This is a genomic window from Vibrio sp. 10N.261.55.F4, assembly GCF_041470465.1.
Classification (GTDB): domain Bacteria; phylum Pseudomonadota; class Gammaproteobacteria; order Enterobacterales; family Vibrionaceae; genus Vibrio; species Vibrio crassostreae_C.
This window is the reverse complement of sequence record NZ_JBFRMM010000004.1, coordinates 72,226-89,228: the sequence shown is the minus strand read 5'-3', so window position 1 is coordinate 89,228 and position 17,003 is coordinate 72,226. Positions and strand designations below refer to the sequence as shown.

At 39.6% G+C, this 17,003-nt stretch carries 12 protein-coding genes and 1 pseudogene; 9 read left to right on the top strand and 4 right to left on the bottom strand.

Annotated features, from left to right (window positions below; genetic code table 11):
* Positions 1-27 precede the first annotated feature (27 nt).
* A complete protein-coding gene (locus AB4249_RS04040) occupies positions 28-939 on the top strand; it encodes an AbiJ-NTD4 domain-containing protein (RefSeq protein ID WP_104216228.1) in 912 nt (303 codons plus the stop codon).
* Positions 940-1,702: 763 nt separating this feature from the next.
* Here the strand turns inward: AB4249_RS04040 and AB4249_RS04035 are convergent.
* A complete protein-coding gene (locus AB4249_RS04035; RefSeq protein ID WP_104216205.1) occupies positions 1,703-2,842 on the bottom strand; it encodes a hypothetical protein in 1,140 nt (379 codons plus the stop codon).
* Between the two features lie 679 nt (positions 2,843-3,521).
* Between AB4249_RS04035 and AB4249_RS04030 the strand changes: the two genes are divergently transcribed.
* From AB4249_RS04030 to AB4249_RS03995, 8 genes are all read left to right on the top strand, one after another.
* Positions 3,522-5,285, top strand: coding sequence for a P-loop NTPase fold protein (locus AB4249_RS04030; RefSeq protein ID WP_104216206.1), 1,764 nt, complete (start codon positions 3,522-3,524; stop codon positions 5,283-5,285).
* Complete coding sequence (locus AB4249_RS04025) at positions 5,285-6,127, top strand: hypothetical protein (protein WP_104216207.1); 843 nt, start codon at positions 5,285-5,287, stop codon at positions 6,125-6,127. The genes AB4249_RS04030 and AB4249_RS04025 overlap by 1 nt, the downstream gene beginning before the upstream one ends.
* On the top strand, positions 6,120-7,451 hold the full coding sequence (gene qatC, locus AB4249_RS04020; RefSeq protein WP_104216208.1) for a Qat anti-phage system QueC-like protein QatC: 1,332 nt from the start codon (positions 6,120-6,122) through the stop codon (positions 7,449-7,451). The genes AB4249_RS04025 and qatC overlap by 8 nt, the downstream gene beginning before the upstream one ends.
* Positions 7,451-8,176 carry a Qat anti-phage system TatD family nuclease QatD gene (gene qatD, locus AB4249_RS04015; RefSeq protein WP_104216209.1) on the top strand — a complete coding sequence of 242 codons (726 nt, stop codon included), beginning with the start codon at positions 7,451-7,453 and terminating at the stop codon, positions 8,174-8,176. The genes qatC and qatD overlap by 1 nt, the downstream gene beginning before the upstream one ends.
* Positions 8,177-9,075: 899 nt before the next feature.
* Entirely contained in the window at positions 9,076-10,428 is a 1,353-nt protein-coding gene (locus AB4249_RS04010; protein WP_136999106.1) for a site-specific integrase, read from the top strand.
* Entirely contained in the window at positions 10,415-12,844 is a 2,430-nt protein-coding gene (locus AB4249_RS04005) for a hypothetical protein (RefSeq protein ID WP_104216211.1), read from the top strand. The genes AB4249_RS04010 and AB4249_RS04005 overlap by 14 nt, the downstream gene beginning before the upstream one ends.
* Before the next feature lie 17 nt (positions 12,845-12,861).
* Positions 12,862-15,030 (top strand): site-specific integrase, encoded by a 2,169-nt coding sequence (locus AB4249_RS04000; protein ID WP_104216212.1) that lies wholly within the window; start codon positions 12,862-12,864, stop codon positions 15,028-15,030.
* 8 nt (positions 15,031-15,038) lie between these two features.
* Positions 15,039-15,527 carry a hypothetical protein gene (locus tag AB4249_RS03995; protein WP_104216213.1) on the top strand — a complete coding sequence of 163 codons (489 nt, stop codon included), beginning with the start codon at positions 15,039-15,041 and terminating at the stop codon, positions 15,525-15,527.
* Here AB4249_RS03995 and AB4249_RS03990 read toward each other — a convergent pair.
* From AB4249_RS03990 to AB4249_RS03980, 3 genes and pseudogenes are all read right to left on the bottom strand, one after another.
* Positions 15,520-15,768, bottom strand: a complete 249-nt coding sequence (locus tag AB4249_RS03990; RefSeq protein WP_104216214.1) for a plasmid replication protein RepB — start codon at positions 15,766-15,768, stop codon at positions 15,520-15,522. The two genes, AB4249_RS03995 and AB4249_RS03990, sit on opposite strands and share 8 nt — an antisense overlap.
* Positions 15,769-16,077: 309 nt before the next feature.
* Positions 16,078-16,455 carry an autonomous glycyl radical cofactor GrcA gene (gene grcA / locus AB4249_RS03985; RefSeq protein WP_104216215.1) on the bottom strand — a complete coding sequence of 126 codons (378 nt, stop codon included), beginning with the start codon at positions 16,453-16,455 and terminating at the stop codon, positions 16,078-16,080.
* A gap of 190 nt (positions 16,456-16,645) precedes the next feature.
* A pseudogene (locus AB4249_RS03980) lies at positions 16,646-16,858 on the bottom strand (autonomous glycyl radical cofactor GrcA); the annotation flags it as partial.
* Between the last annotated feature and the right edge of the window lie 145 nt (positions 16,859-17,003).

Genomic DNA, 17,003 nt, shown 5'->3' with positions numbered 1-17,003 from the left:
CAAGGCGTCAACTAAATTGAGGCAATTATGAAGTACTTTAGTGATCAAGAAAGAGGTACTACGCCTCGAACAAACAATGAGATCCCGCACAATGTTTGGTGTGGGCTCGTTGCTTTAATTCAAAAGCTAATCAATACGGGATATTTTGGAGAAAATTTTCCAGAGCTTTGCCTTGATGGACAAGGGTGCTGTGGTACTGATGAGACAGGGTTTACCTTTGCTCTAAAAGCTGAAATATTGGGAATTGAATACCCACTTGTTACAGAAAAAGACGAAAATCCTGATGGTTGGTCGCATAAAAAAGTCCCGTTTGTTCCTAACTATTTGGACGCACTAGATTTAGTACAGTTTTGCTACGCAAATGTATCTAAGCCTACACAAGGAAGTTATCATTCGTACTATAGGCATCACCATATAGATTCGTTTGATCGTACAACTGGACGAGCCGATTTCTTAGAGAAGGTTAATACCATTTTCACTCGAAATGGTTTGGCTTATGAGCTACTAGCTGACGGCCAAATTAAAAGGGTTATGAGTGGGGCTCTAAGTTCTGTTATTCAACAAGCCCCGAAAACATCTGAGCAGGAGCTAAATGACCTACTTGAGCATGCAAATAGAAAAATTTGTAATACTGACGTACGAGTTAGGTATGAAGCTTTAAAAGAGCTTTGGGACGCTTTTGAACGCATAAAGACAGTCGCTGAACCAGAGAAAAGAAAAAAGCAATCATTGGCCACCTTACTAGACAACTGTTCATCTGACCCTGATTTTCGAGCAGAACTAGAAGCAGAAGCTAAGGCTTTGACAAATATAGGAAACGCATTCTTCATTCGTCACTCAGAGATAAGCCAGATTAAACTTACTGATAGCAGTCATATTGAATATCTCTTTCATCGACTTGCAAGTTTAATGTTGTTGCTGGCTAAAAATCTAGAGTAAATCAGGGCAGTCTAAGTAAGTATAGTAAGGAGAGGGCTACCCGCTAGCTGTTGAGCTAGCGAGCGGGTTTACCTTACCAACCCTATAAGCGTGACAGAAATCCTGTCGCACTCAATGCACACACAAAAGCTGTAACGGGTTCAAAGCTTGCAACCAAAATTACAAACAATCCCCCAAAAGCAGTGATGAGCTTTGGTAAGGATGCTGAACCCGCATTATCTCGTTTCACCATAGGCTACTCCTCAAATACGTTCCTCTCAGTCTCATGAAGAGTCAGGAAGAGGAGTTCAGACTTTGCCATCTATTTTGTTTACGAGCAGTCGCAATGGTGATGGCAACCTGACTGCACTGATTTGCACATTATATAAATCAGTTGATTGCAGTCAATCAAAAGCCGAACTTCTTGTGAGTGAAAATTTTCAATACGTGAGCTAATACATAAATAACGAATCTAGCAATCCTTTTAACCATTTATCCCCAATACAGAGGCTACTACTTTACGTTGCGTATATGTTGATTCTTACGACTCAACGGTTACAGTTCTATGAGTTCTTCCGTTCACTGAGAATATAAATTATCAGTGTTATTAGCAGAAGGTTTTCTGTAGGTAGATCGGCTAAAACCTTTATCAAATCAATCATAAGTTACCTTTGCCGGTTGTGGGTCGATTTAGGTAAATTAAAACTTATTAGAGGGGAGGTTAGGCAAGTGGGGTTACCTGTTAAAAGGCTAGGGGTTACCTAGGTTACCCCTAGTTTTTCTCCTACCTAGATTTGATCATTGAAGCTATTCGCTCTAGCTTTACTTGGCTCAATCCCTGAACTTGATCAGAACCATCCTTGTGGGTGATTCCTCTCTGTTTGCTTTCTGCTTTCAGCCAGTGTTGTATTACTTTGTTTGTTGGAGGAGTAGCTTCGTTTAAACATAGCTCTTCATAAGCATCAATAGCTATTTGTAATTCAGGCGGGTATGAGTTATTTGTGGTTTCTGGAGTCATCGAATCTTCATTAATGAGTAAATCTCTTAATCGTGAAATTTCCTCTTCTGATTCAGAAAGTCTCATCTCTAGTAATTCAACTGACTTGCTTATGCTTTCAGGTTGATAATCCAAACCAATATCTAATCTTTGATATTCAGACCATCTTAAAAATTCTTGCTTTGAGATTATTGTAAGCTCGTAATCCAATACTGCTCGCTGTTTTAGTAACGTTCCATTCTTGTAATTTTTAGAATACCTTTCACCGAACTCATCATTACATGATGTCCAAAGCTCTACTGTATGCAATTTAAATCCATGTTGATTTGTTCCTTTTATACAGTCGCTTAATAGTTCAAGGTAGTGATTGTATGAGTACCTCTGTGATGGCATTTCTATTGATGCCATAGGTTCAATATTCGCAGCTATTTTTGCGGCGGCACTTAAAGTAAAGTTACTTTTTTGGTTGATAACCTTCACATCATAAGCATGGTCTTTTGCGAGAAGTTGAAGTTTTTCGATTGGCTTAGGGTATCCAATTTCTGATGCTATTTTGCAAAGCTGTTCATATGAGAATAACGCTTCATCTTCTACCTCGGTCTTAGTTTTTAGTAGGTAAACATTCCCAATTAATTCCTCGTTATTGCTGTATTTTGTGCCTTTAACCTCAACTACGAAATTAAAAACTGGCATATCCGGATCACAGATCGCATAGCCACTTTCGATTTCCTCTAGGGTAAATTTGGGACCAACGACTTCAGTTTTGTGGACTATAAAATAACCGTCAACATAACTGATTTTGTCACCTTTAAAAATTAGGCCTTTGAAGTATATGTAGGGGTCTAGCATCTCTTCTATATCAGCGAATGGAATCGAAATAGACCTAGCTATTTGCGATGCCGTAAAAAAGTTTGTGTCCTTATCCATACTGTCTTCGTACCTTTACTCAAATTACAAGGCCCCAAATTGGTAGGTGAGCAATTTATTTTGGGACTTTCCCCAAGCCTTAGTAAAACTAGATTTTTGTAATTATCACAGATATTTAGGTGGAATTAAAGGTGTGGCTAGAGACTGTAGATTGCGAAACTCTTTCGTACTTAAGGTGGTGTTGGGTGTCGCAAGTTAGCATACATAAACTAATGTCGTGGTTGGTATTTAGGCGATCGAATTTAAATGATTTCTGTCCAAAAACGTCACAATCTGAATTTTAACATGTGGCATTTTTTAGCTCGAAAATGCCCCCAAACGTGTTTTTTTAGCAGTAAACCTTCACTAGAATAATTTAGTCAGCAAGTTGCTTTCCAATTTGTTAAAGGAGTTACTTCCTATTTGTTCAGCCGCTGGTGCACAATTTCTCATAGCCTCTTGTCAAACTGATCTGGCAAGTCTCTGACTCATACTCTTACCTCACAAACTGAGTTTTATTATCTTTGAATTGCTAAATTCACAGATTAGAATGATAAAATTATTAAGAAACAAAGCACATATTTGTTTTTACTTGTGATATCAGAGAAGTAACGCCTTCAATAGAATCTTATTTAACTTGAGGATCAGTCAGCTGAGTCAATACTGACGCGGTTGTTATTAGTACTGTCAGGACATAAACATGTGGTCAGATAAAGAATCTAAGATCGATTTTTTAAATTTCAATGAGATTGCTGAATCAATCAAAGATCTCATTACAGAGAAAGAGTTAATGCCAATATCTATTGGCGTATTTGGTGATTGGGGTGCTGGTAAGTCAACAATTTTAGAGTTGACCGCTAAAGCGCTTGAGAAGGAAGAACAAGAGTACATCCAGATTCATTTTGATGCATGGACATTTCAAGGATACGACGATGCAAAAGCTGCACTGTTGGAGACTATAGCAGCACAATTGGTTGAAGCTGCCGCTGAGGATGAAAAGCTACTTGAAAAGGCACTTGATTTTGCTAAGCGCATCGACAAAGTAAGGTTTATGGGGCTTATGGCTGAAGGTGCTGCTGCTATTTCTGGAATGCCGACATTCGGTGCAATTCAGAACTTTTTTGGTTGGGCTGGAGATGCCTTTGATGAAGATGATGATTTGGATTTCGAAGCAGCTCAGAAAGATGCTAAAGCAATAGGTCAGGTTGGTAAAAAGGCTAAAGGACTTGTAAAAGCTAAGAAGAAATTCTCTCCTCCAAAAGAAATTAGAGAGTTTAGAAAATCCTATATATCGTTGCTAAAGGCTTTTGATAAACCTGTAATTGTTTATGTTGATAACTTAGATAGATGTTTACCTGAGAATACGATATCCACACTAGAAGCAATTAGATTGTTTTTGTTCATGCCAAATACTGCATTTGTTGTTGCGGCTGACCCTGACATGATTCGCTTGGCAATTCCTCATTTCCATAAGGGAGCTTCTGTACGTCACCAAACTGACTATCTAGATAAACTGATTCAAATCCCTGTACATGTTCCAAAGCCCGGTTTTGCTGAGGTTAGAGCCTATCTGATAATGCTAATTGCCCAAGACAGAGGTATCCCAATAAAAGAGTTCGACCGCTTGAGGCTAGGGTTGGAAGAATCACTCAGGTTTTCTTGGAAACAGGGACAGATTTCGGTAGATGATTTACTCGAAAGGTGTGAGCTTGATGACGCTGAGCTTAGAGAAGAGTTTAAGATAGCAGAACAGATGGCTCCAATATTGGCAGAGTCTGCGAACATAAACGGCAACCCAAGAATCGTAAAGCGCTTACTTAATCAAGTTAAGATGAGGAAAAAAACTGCACATCGTAGAGGTATGCAGCTAGATGAGCGAACAATAACTAAGCTAGTAATTTTTGAACGCTGCATGGGTATTCAAGCAACAAATAGGCTGTATGAGCTCATTGATTCAGAGAGTGGTAAACCAGAACTCATTGAAGAACTCGAACGAACAGATAAAGAGTTTGATATCGAAAGGCTACCTGATGAATGGAAGAAAGAAGTTCATTTCCTAGAAAAATGGGCTCGATTAAAACCTTTGTTTACAGGTGTAGATCTAACAGCGGCAGCATACTTGAGTAGACAAAATATCCCGATGGGCTCTGTTAATAGCGTCATGTCAGGCGCAGCACAAAAAATGCTCGAAGGATTGTTGAAACAGAAAACTAGATCCAGTAAAGCGAGCTCTGAACTGATTGAACTTACAGCTAGTGAAGAGTACATATCTGTGATGGATAGCCTCATCGAAGAGTTGCGTAAAGTTGAAGAATGGGGCCTAAAAACCTCCGGAATATATGGAGCAAGGCAATTGGCAGCACATGATGATAGGTGTAAGGCTAATTTTTTAGCTTTCGTGAAGAAAGCTCCCAAGAAACGATGGCTAGAATCATTGATTAAAGAACTAGAGGCAACTAAATAATGGGAACTTCAGCATCAAGTACCGGACCTAATAATAAGAGCCCGTTGTTACCACCATGGGCAGAGCAAGGCGGTTCAGTGGAAGTTGGTTCTGATAATGGAGCTGACGTTAGCGTACCACCACAGGAAGTTGATAATGGAAAAGTACAAGAGCAGATTCCGGGCTCAGTTCCTAATATTCCGTCACCAAATCGACTGACAGGGGCAAGAAGGGCATTTGGGGATTACGCAAAGTCAGGAAGTGACAGCTCTAATTTGAGAGGCTCTCTTAAGAAATACTCTAGAAGCTCCGGTGGAGGTTCTGGAGTGAGCCGCAGGCTAGCGAGCGGTATCACTGCTGGCTCCGGTCTATTGGGGATGATGCAAGGTGACAGCGTTAAGTATAACGATAGAACCCTTTCTCTATCTGAGTTAAATGGATTAACTACTGACCAAGCTATAGATCGTATTAGCGATCATCTAACACCTGATAACGGTGATGCTGAATCTGTGCGTTTAGCAATAGATTTTGCATTAGCGGAAGTATTGCCTGATGAAGAAAAGTTTGATGAGTCCATGTTTACAGATGATGTGGTAACAGAAGCTATATCTTGCTATTTAACTGATCTGATTTTTCAGGATGTTGTTGATGGAATGGGCAAGGCTTGGTTCCATGCTGAACACGCTAGTAAACATCACAAAATGGAAGAAGAATTAAGGGATCTAATAAAAGTGATAACTCAATCTAAAGTAGAAAAGATCACGAGTGATAATGGAGGGCATTTATCGCAGGCTAATATCACTAAAATTCAAATTGACGCGATATCGCAGACTGTAGATGAATGGGAGTCTTTTAATGATTAATTTCTACTTTAACCATAATCCTTCTTTGCTTCCCGAGTATTCCGAGACTTGCCACCCAGTGCAACTCTTCGGTACGCACCCACACGATAGCTCTAAGCACAGTAGAGCTTCGGGTAGCTTACTAAAGAAAGTACGTGAGCTTGGGGTTAGTATTGATGCGGATGCTTTAGATTTGATAACCATAGCTAGTGCCGTTACTGCTGCTGAGACATTTGAACTTCGAGGTAATGCGGCAGATGCGTGGTCAAGGGTTATGCACTTGCATATTCCGGTTATTAACGAAAAATTATGGGGAAATTTATCGGAGCGTCTTAGTTCTATCTTGAGCTTCTTAACTGGTGACCAGTGGAAGTTTACGTTTACGAAAACTTTGCTTGAGGTGCCTAAACCTATTGTTAGTAACAAATCAAAAGCAAGGTTGAATAGCTTCAAAGGACTAAACTCAGTTTGTCTTTTCTCTGGTGGGTTAGATAGTGCTGTTGGCGCAATAGATATACTAAATGGTAAATCCAATTATAAACCGCTTTTGCTTAGTCATGCTTACCGTGGAGATGGTGTTAAACAAGAGAACATCAAGAGGCTTTTAAAGTCTAAGTATGGTGAGCTTTCTTATAGCATTTCACCTAGTTTAATGGCTGGATTGAAAGGTAAAACTGATGTCACGATGCGTGGAAGAAGCTTTAACTTTTTAGCTATGGCTGTGTTGGGGATTTCTGCTCTGAGAAATGCTAACGAAGATAGTAGTATTTCTACAATTATTGTTCCCGAGAATGGGTATATTTCAATCAACCCTCCACTCACAAGGCGACGAATTGGTAGCCACAGTACACGGACTACTCACCCATATTTCTTGAATCGTCTTGAAGAACTCTTAAAAGATGCTGGATTTAACGTGACATTTGTTAACCCATACCAATTTCAAACAAAGGGTGAAATGTTAGAGGAATGTGTTGATCAAGTTGCAATTGCTAAGGCCATTCCGTTGAGCGTGTCCTGTAGTCATTGGCATCGAAAACATATGCAGTGTGGTCATTGTGTTCCTTGCTTAATTAGACGTTCATCTGTCCATCATGCGGGGTTCAAACAAGATGCACCATACGTTAGTAAGAACTTAAAATTTGTTCATAACGATAAAGATACTAGAGATGATTTGCATGCGGTGCAGACTGCAATTATTAGGCTTAATAAATCTCAAGACTACAAGGGATGGATTAGACAAAGTGGCTCGTTACCGAATGAACAAACTACAAGAGAAAAATTAGAGTCTACAATTAGACGTGGACTCAAAGAAGTGGAAACGTTTCTTGAGACGAATAAAATATAATGATGGATATGCATTGTCATGTCGATCTTTACCCCGATTATGACATGGTTTTAAAAGACATCAGTGATACTGGTTGCTATCTATTATCCGTTACGACAGTACCTTCGGCTTTCAAAGGTACTGTTAATTTAACGCGTGATATTAAAAACTGTCGGACGGCACTTGGATTGCATCCCCAGTTAGCTCATCAGAGAAAAAACGAGCTTGCCCTGTTTGATACATTGATAGAAGAAACACGGTATATTGGAGAGATTGGACTTGATGGTTCAAAGGGCTATAAAGAACATTTTGACGACCAGTTGATTGTTTTTAATCATATTCTTCAAAAATGTGAATCTCAAAAAGATAAGATATTAACTATTCATAGCCTAAATGCAGTTGACGCAGTTTTAGAATGCTTAAGAGAGCACCCCAAAGCGGGCACTCCTATTCTTCATTGGTTTCTTGCAACAAAAAGACAAGTATTGAAAGCAATCGATCTTGGTTGTTATTTTTCTATAGGACCAGCCATGTTGTTCTCGATAAGAGCGAAGAATGTCATTTCTTGGCTACCAAGAGATCGAATTTTATTGGAAACAGATGGTCCATTTGCCAAGGTGAAAGGAAAAATTCTATATCCATCCGATGCGGCCAGTGTTATTCCGTATATGGCAGAGTTGTGGGGTATTTCTCCTGATGAAGTAAGAGATATACTCAAAGCTAATTTGAAAGGCCTTGTTAGTTAGGCTCGCTTACTTGGTTTTACTTAATTCAGCTTATCCGAAGACGCAATGTGGTAGCTGACTCAAACTCGTTTATGTTCAGAGGCGTGTTATGCCGCCATGCTTTGGGACAAAAGCGAGTTTGTATTTCCGGTAGATATGTGATGTTAGGACGCATCCTCGTAGCCAAGTTCTTTCTTATCAACAAGATCCAAATCTACAGTGCCAACAAACTATCAACCACAGTTACTTATTTATTTAGGATTGAGTTACTTATTTATTTAGGATTGGACTGCTTGATTATCTCTGAGTTTAACTCCAATTCATCCGTTTATCTTGAGCTATCCTCATCAACATTGTGGTAAATGGCTAACTATGTATAGTAGTGAAATGCACCATAAGGAAGCTTCACACATGATTGAATTTGTTAATGCTAATTTTGGTTTATGTTTAACCCTAAGTGTTAGTGTATTGGTTGCAGTGAGATATCACGTTAAATCGGTCTTACGCCAATACAACAAAGAAGATAGACCTCTTTAAATATTTACAATGTTTGTTAGTGAGCGGGCTGTTGTAGCCAATAAAACAGCCACCATTCGGTGGTTGTTTTATTTTGTTAATGGGCTTACGCCATACCTTTGTCCTACTCTATTGTAAGTGAGTAAGTAGCTTTCTTTAGTCGATTACGCTCTAGTTTGATGTTTACGCAATAAAACACTTGACCAGTGGTCTTTGTGTGCTGTACAATTGGAAATATTGCTGCTGAAGCTGCTTTATGATATGTTAGTTGTAATTTCATATCTAATGAGTTTTCGAGTGATTAATATTCAAGCCCCCCTTATCCAAAATTCAAGCTGGTGTAGTACAACCTTTTTACCGCTGCCATTGGTCAATGACTTTCCCACTCCTGTGGTAAACAACTTTTGATTAATAGAAATGAGGGGGCCGATAGTAAAGGATATTATTCCTATGCTCTCACTACTCTTAACTGTGATTTATACCCAGAATTAAAAGTTAGAGTTAATGGTGAAGGTGAGATTGAGCCTTATGCTCCATCTCGCTCTAAGAAAAAAGAAAACAAACTTCCTCAGATCGTTACTTCTCTAGGTAAATTGGTATACCCACAAAACCTCTATCTAACAGTCTACGCTCGTAAGACCCAGTCTATTGCTACTCGTGCCCAAGCCCTGCTGATGTTTACTCGATGGCTTGATTTAACAGATAAGTCTTACAGGGATGTATTTGCAGATCCTTCTGATGGTGTTGGGTGTGAATTTGCTGATTTTCTTGTTCGGTGTGTTATCGGTGATCATGAAGCAGGGTTAAAGCTCGCCTTGTCTACAGCGAAGACGTACATGCGATTTGTTGTCGATTTTTACAAATGGATGAATCGAGAAGGTGTACTAGTTTGGTCTGATAAAGTAAAACCGTTTGAATTCACACTGAAGCGAATACCTCGTAAATCTAACAAGAATGTAGATATGTTGAGCCACACAAAAAGAAATTATGAGATTGTGGTTCAAACAACTAGTGTCATGAATAAGTTCCCTCGCTCCGCAAAAGTCCCACCACATAAGAAACTGAAGCCATTACCAGAGTATGAATTAGAGGTTCTCGACACTTATATAAATCGAGTTGAGTTTTCGGTGCGTAATCGACTAATGATTGAGTTGGCTTACAAAGGAGGGCTTAGAATTAAAGAAGTTGCCTCATTGAACGAAGGGGCAATCTATCAACCATCTTTAGGCGAGGTCGAGTGCGAACTAGCGCTAAATACATCAAATGGTGTCCAAACTAAGAATGACCTTTCAAGAGTCACTAAAATACCAGCATCTCTAATGACATTACTCTATGACTATAAGATTTCAGAAGGTAGACAAAGCATAGTTGATTCGTTAGGCACGCTGTCCGAGGGGAGCCAGTTTGAGCCCCGCTTATTTCTCAGTAATAGAACTCTCCTAGGGTCAATTCACCCAAATACAATTCAAGGAATTTGGTCAGATCTGAGATCTGAAATTCGACTTGTTCACACAACTTGGTACTACAAGTTCCATGATTTACGAGCAACTTTTGCAACAGATTTTCTACTGCAAAAAGTGAGAGATTCGGACTTGCCATTGGACTTCTTTTTCAGCGAACTGAAAAGCCTTATGGGACACAGCGAATCAACAGACACTATGGTTTATATCAATTTTTTAAAAGACCTAAAGCTCAACAAGGAAGCTGCGTTGAGACGGAATCAGGAAGCACAGGAGGCTGCTGATGGCGAAAAGTAACATTTCGGATTTGTACGTTTCTGACCTTGAGAATAGAAAAGAATCTCCATATGACAATGATGTTTTAAAATACACAAAGCAAGGTGTTACTAGGGAGATTGACCTTACATGCCTAGACTATGTATTTGCTGACATTGAGCAACTGAAGGTTGAATGCGGTGTAAGACTAACCTTGGTTGATAAGCTGAAACGAACAATAAAACAGCACTTTGAGTTAGATAGAGTCAGTACGGGGCAACAATTATACCATGTCTTACGATCATTGATTCGACACGCTGATAGGCAACAACTTGAAACATTCTCTAAAGAATCATGGAAGTCATATTTTGGTGCAAAGGGGTATATGTGGAGGTTGGTTGAATCCGCAGAGCGTCAGCATAGCCACTCTTACATGTACGACGACGGGCAGGTAGAGGGCATTGCAGAAAAAACTGCCGCTGGTAAAAAGAGACTTCTGAAGTATGCCCTCTCTGAAATTGGTTTAGATGTTTTTGATTGGGACAAAGGCTTAAAAGACTTTTCAGTCGCAGGGAAGCCTAAAAAGGCGCTAGAAAATTTCAGTAAAAATGAACATGACACTACACTCAGGCGCTTGCATGACAAGTTTTTCTTACTTACCCCTATCTTAATTGCAGAGCAAGAGTTGGGGCGTTTTTCAGATGATTCAAAAGACATCGCCTATAGCATAGCTAAGAATACACTTAGCTCGAAAAAACAAACCCTTGATGTGGAATTACTGTTTCTAGAAGGTATGACGCTCAATGCAGTATTTAATTTTACAATGGAAATTGGTTATCACCTCTTTTGCCATTATACGGCCTTCAATGACTCTGTAGTTACATCTGTTCGAAGACCAATTGAATTCATAAAGGAAAAATCCGAAGGAAAAGTTTCAAAATACGCCATTATTAAAGGCTTTAAAGGTCGAGCTGCGAAGGAAGTTACAGGGGTTATTGGCGAATCTGAATTAGAGGAAGTCTCTGCACGAGTAGATAAACGTACAGGGGCTGCATTTCTGAACATGCTGCTGAAGCTATCATCTACTTTTAACCCTGATGAGCACGGCTTGTTGCTATATCAGCTAGATAATGAAGGTTTGCCTACAGAACTTAAAACTGATTTTAAAAATGATAACGTTCCACGAAAGTTAGAGCTATTTGCGGATAAGCGTGTCGGGTTAGCGGAAAGGTTGGCGGAGAGCATTAATTCGCTTTGTGAGCACAGTTATGTTGAGCAGGTAAAAAGGGTTGTTGATGATGAGGGTGTTCGGCGTATTTCAAAGTCTAAAGAGTATTACCAGCCTACCAGTAATCAACATACTTCATTGATGCTCCGTCTTTCAGTTGCGTTCATGCAATGCTTCACGGCTCAATCATTAAGACATGCTCAATTGCCACTGTTTTATTCAGCACCTGATGAGAATGGGAAGATCACCGTGACATGTACTTCTGCATTGATAAGCTCAGAATCAGAAGATGCTCAGAACGCTGTGATTACCTTTTACCTTGATGAGGTGTTTTTGCCAGTTGTTAAGAAAATAGAAGACTGGGCAACAGCAAGAAACCCTCTGTTTAGAAAACGTAAAAAGGGTAATCAGCACACTTCAAAATCAAGTATTGATGGCTCAAACTATAATATTGAGCCTACCAAGGGTGCGTCTTATCTATTTCCACAAGGACGGAGCGGTGAAACTAGCTTCTTTAACTCGTACCCCGTTACTGCTCCTTTTCTATCGAGGATAGGGCTTACACCTAGCCATTTCTTTTGCACGTTAAATTCTACACGATTCCGCAAAACCGTAGCGGATAACGAGTATCGACATGGTTCTGAACTCACAGCTATGACTGTCCTCCAGAACTCTAAAAAAGTGTTCGAAGAACATTATGCCAACGGTCATCAGGGGCTAAATAATGAGATTATTGCACAAGCATTAGATGTAATTGAGCTGGTTATTAAAGGTGTGGAGCTTGAAGAGGCAAAGCAAAAGGTTAGGGATACTTGGAGGGTTGAAGTGCTCTCTTTTGACGAATACAAGAAAAGAGGCAAGCCTAGTAATCCCAATGGCACATGTTGTGATGGTAAGCCAGAGTTCGAAGGCCAAGAGGATAAGCTAGCTCAGGCAGCAGCAAAAAAAATGGGAGTCATAGATGATTCATCAAAACTCCATTGCTACCAATTTGATAAATGCCATGAGTGCCTCAATGCCAAACTGGTCGATGAACCTAATCAGGTCTATAAACTTTTGTCATTTATAGAGTCACTAATTGATACTGCTGATCTTCATCCTGAAAATGAGGAGTTGGATAATCGAATCGAGTCATATGAAGAAATCGTATCTCAAAACATATCAGAAAATGTTCTTAAAGAAGCTGAGGCTTTACTAGAGGCGAATGGTCGCTATTTTTTGTATGCATAGACTAACTGGGGAGCACTATGAAAACTATTAAAGCAGCAAGTGGCGCAAAGGTTAGCTTTGAAGAGTTTGTTGACGATATCGATACCGACCATGTTGATGATGTACTTTTGCCAGCAATTGAACGTGGAAGTTGGGATGAGTTGGAATCACTTGCGGTAATTAGTAATTCTGAATTTCCTGTGCTGTTTGAGCAAAATGTATGGGATCTAAGCCAGATTGGTGACGGCTATCAAACAAATCGCCTGCTATTTAACCACTCAACAAGGAAAGGCTTTGATGGTTATATTTTACCAAGAAATATACGCAATGAAATCAAGTGCTTTGCTGCTGTAGAGCTGCTGACAGATTACGGTAAATATTCATATACATCGATTGTTGATACGGTTAGCAAGCTCACAGTAATAGCCAAACATGCTACAGAAATTGGGATTACTAGCTTTTCTGATATCGATGAAGATACCATATTTCGACTTCAAGAGAGCGGTCTGAACATTAACGTTAAGGGGAATAAAGTCTTATCTGCGATTAACAGGTTGGTTCAGTGCCAAGAGTCATTGCCTATCCAGATTGAGATAAATAAATCGTTGGAGCCGAAACATTTTAGCTTGCCAGTGTTACCGCCTGATCAACACTTTGTTATCCCATTCAGGATTTACTTTGAAATGGTGAATTGTGCTATTTCTGAAATCAGTGAAGCATACAAAAATAGAGTAGAGCTTGAAAATGCAGTTGAAGTTTTCCTGACTCATTCGAGTTCAGTAAAGTCTGAACTAATGAGAAAAGTTAGAAGAGGTGAGTTGTCACTGGAAAGCGCCATTCCAAGTGATTCTAAAGCTAACAGTATCCGTGAGGTGTTTGAAAGTGAAGGCATTCCAATCATTGACAATGAGCAAGAGCCGTTGTGGGAGGATGTTTGGGCAAGTTGTGTTGGCGCAAACTGGAATGGCTCTAAAGCTAGAGGTATTTGGGAAGATTTTCAGGTTAAAATTGGCTCGAAGTCTTTTCGAGTTAGGTCTGAGTTTTCAGAGTATCTTCGTGCTCTTAATTCCAATGCGGCATTTTTAGTGATGGCATTAAGTGGTATGAGAATTGGTGAGCTTTTTGGGATATCTCCCGTGTATGGTGCTCGGGATCATATTAAAATAGGAATTAATACTATTTATGCGCTTACAACAAAGCAGGAGAAGTTGACTCTAGATTCTCAGACTGCCGATGACGTCTATATAACAAATCGGACAGGCTTTAGGGCTTTTCATGTTCTCAACGCTATCCATCGACCTTATCGAAAGCGCTTTGAAGAAGGTTCCAACAGTACCTTCTTTGCAGCCTTAACAGAGGTGTACCACCCAAGACCTATTGAAAAGGTCGGATTAGGACAAACAATTAGAGAGACCATAAAGCGTTTATACAAAGATACATTTGTTTTGAACTCTCATGATTTAGATGCCCTTAGGGCATCTAATCCAGAACATAGCAGACTCCTTGAAGTTGGTGATAGTTTTCCTTATACAAACCACCAATGCCGAAGAAGTTTTGCGTTCTACCTGATTGGTCTAGAGTTAATGGACTTCCCACAGTTAAAGCAACAATTGGGTCATATATCTATTGCTATGACACGTTGGTACGCAAAAAATGCACACTCATTGAAGAAAATTTTTGGTGAAATTAAAGAGGAAAGAGAGGAGCGTTCAGCTAGAGTAATGTCTCGCACCTATAACAAGTTAGCAAACAAAGAGCGCTTGGCTGGAGGGTTAGGTAAAAATCTTTTGAAGGAAGTTATTGATAACGCTAACTTTTTTGACCAAGGCGTTAATGGCAGAAAACTTTTACCTAGATTTTGGAAAGAGGAAATCAGAACTGGTAAGGTGCATGTCCATGTGATTGGGAAGGGTATGTACTGCACAAAGAGGCAGTGCGCAATGAGAGCTGCTATTGATCTTTCAGAATGTACTGATTGTGGCTGGGATATTATTGAAGATGCAAGCGAGGCTGAATCTATACGAATGACGGCTATGAGAGACCTACTAATTTTACAGGAATCGGGGGAGCTTAATGGCAGTTCAGCTTCGAAGTATGTGATGGACATACGCTCGGCAGAGAAAATCATGTCTGATCTAAACTTCCCACATGAAGTCTTTGAGATACCAGATGATGTCTCTCAGTTAATCCCTGTACAAAACATATAGAGGTAACTATGGCTCGTAACAAGGATGCTTCTCGTAAGGCACTACTCGATGCAATCTCTAGAATTAAAGAGCAGACCTACACGCATAAAGATCTGAAAAAGAAAAATGTTGTAAAACTAAACAAGTCAAATGTCGAAAAGGAAGCTGGACTATCTGTTGGCGCTCTTCGTCATCACCCTGATATTGTTAAGTTGATAGAGAACCCTAGCCCTAACAAGAATCATAGTGATGATGTAGCGAGCTTGACTAAAAAGGTTGATAAACTGAAGGCTTTAAATGGAGAGCTAAAAGCCGAGAGTGCCCGTGATAAAAAGGATGCAGAGCAAGCAAAACAGACCCTAAAAGAGTATCAGTCTGAGTATCATCAAACAGTAACAGCTTTGTTCTTTAAAATACCGATCAATGAAAGAGAGGAGGCAATAAAGTCACTTGATGACTCCTCTTTGAACGGAGAAGTAACGAATATAAATGAATATAGGCGTGTAGCGCCTATCTAACTAGCTCTGGAAACTTTACTGACACTTCAATAAAGCCAATTTTGCGTGCAACTTTCGCTGCTGCATCAATGGTTTTGAATTTTCTAGCATCATCTCCACGTTGTGGAGTAACGGTGTATTGTGTTGACTTGTTCTTCCCTTGTAGCATTAGATTCCAATCTGTGCCAAATGCTTCTGGAACTACAATGGCTTTGGTTAATTCACCTGCTTGAAATCTGATTTCTAGCTCAGCTTGTTGCATATCGAGTGCATCCAAATAATTCAATGAATATCACTATAATACGACAAAGATTGGAATTCATCAATACGGAGTTGTGAGTCATCAAAAGCTAAATTTGATTTCGGTGTCGTTTATCTATAACGAAGTATCAAGATTGGGAATTGATGTGGATTTAAGCGACTGGACAGAAGAAGGTAGTAGGTTTCAATGTATGTAGGAGTGCATATTAAATTGGTGTGGATTAAATAAGTTGTTTAGTAATGGTGTTAGCAAAATCGATCAATAGAAAAAGGCGCTAATTGCGCCTTTATCATTTATTGTACTTAGCTCTTATAGAGACTCTGTGAAAGTACGTGCGATAACGTCACGTTGTTGTTCTTGAGTTAGAGAGTTGAAGCGAACAGCGTAACCCGATACACGGATTGTTAGCTGAGGGTAGTTCTCAGGGTTAGCTACTGCATCTTCTAAAGTCTCACGTTTTAAGACGTTCACGTTCAAATGCTGGCCGCCTTCGATCTTCGCTGGGACTTCAATAGCAACGTCACGAGACTCGTATTCGCCTAGATCTGCTGATGGAACTACTTGGTCTGCTTCGTAGCCTTCAACTGCAACAACACAACGTGCTTCGTTCTTTTCTGTATCTAGCAACCAGATTGAGTTAAGTAGAGAATCGTTAGCTGCTTTAGTGATTTGGATACCTTGGATCATATGGATTTCCTTTTAATTTTTGATTTGATTTTTATGACTTAAAGCATGACTCTAAGTGCTGACTTCTTAAAAAAACATGACTAATAAAAAATATGAGATTTTTCTCTCTTTATGACTATCAAATCCATTGCTGATAAAGGGCTTGATGCGATTAAGTCATACTTTTTAGTAGTTAGGCTTTCCAATATTAAAGGTGTTGACCACCTTCGATGCGTGGTGCTGCTTCGATTGCAACTTCACGGCTTTCGTACTCGCCTAGGTCTGCAGCTGAGATAACTTGGTCAGCTTCGAAACCTGCAGTAGCAACAACACAACGAGCTTCATTCTTCTCGCTATCTAGTAGCCAGATTGAGTTTAGTAGGTCATCGTTTGCTGCTTTAGTAATTTGAATACCTTGGATCATAACTATCTCCTAGTCCACTGAATGTGGTTTGATTATGGTGTTAACTTTCGATTTTTATTGAGCTGGGTAATATATACCTAATATTAGTAAGGTTAACATTGATTTAAGTCAAAAAACAACCAAAAACCATATTTTTACAAAGGTG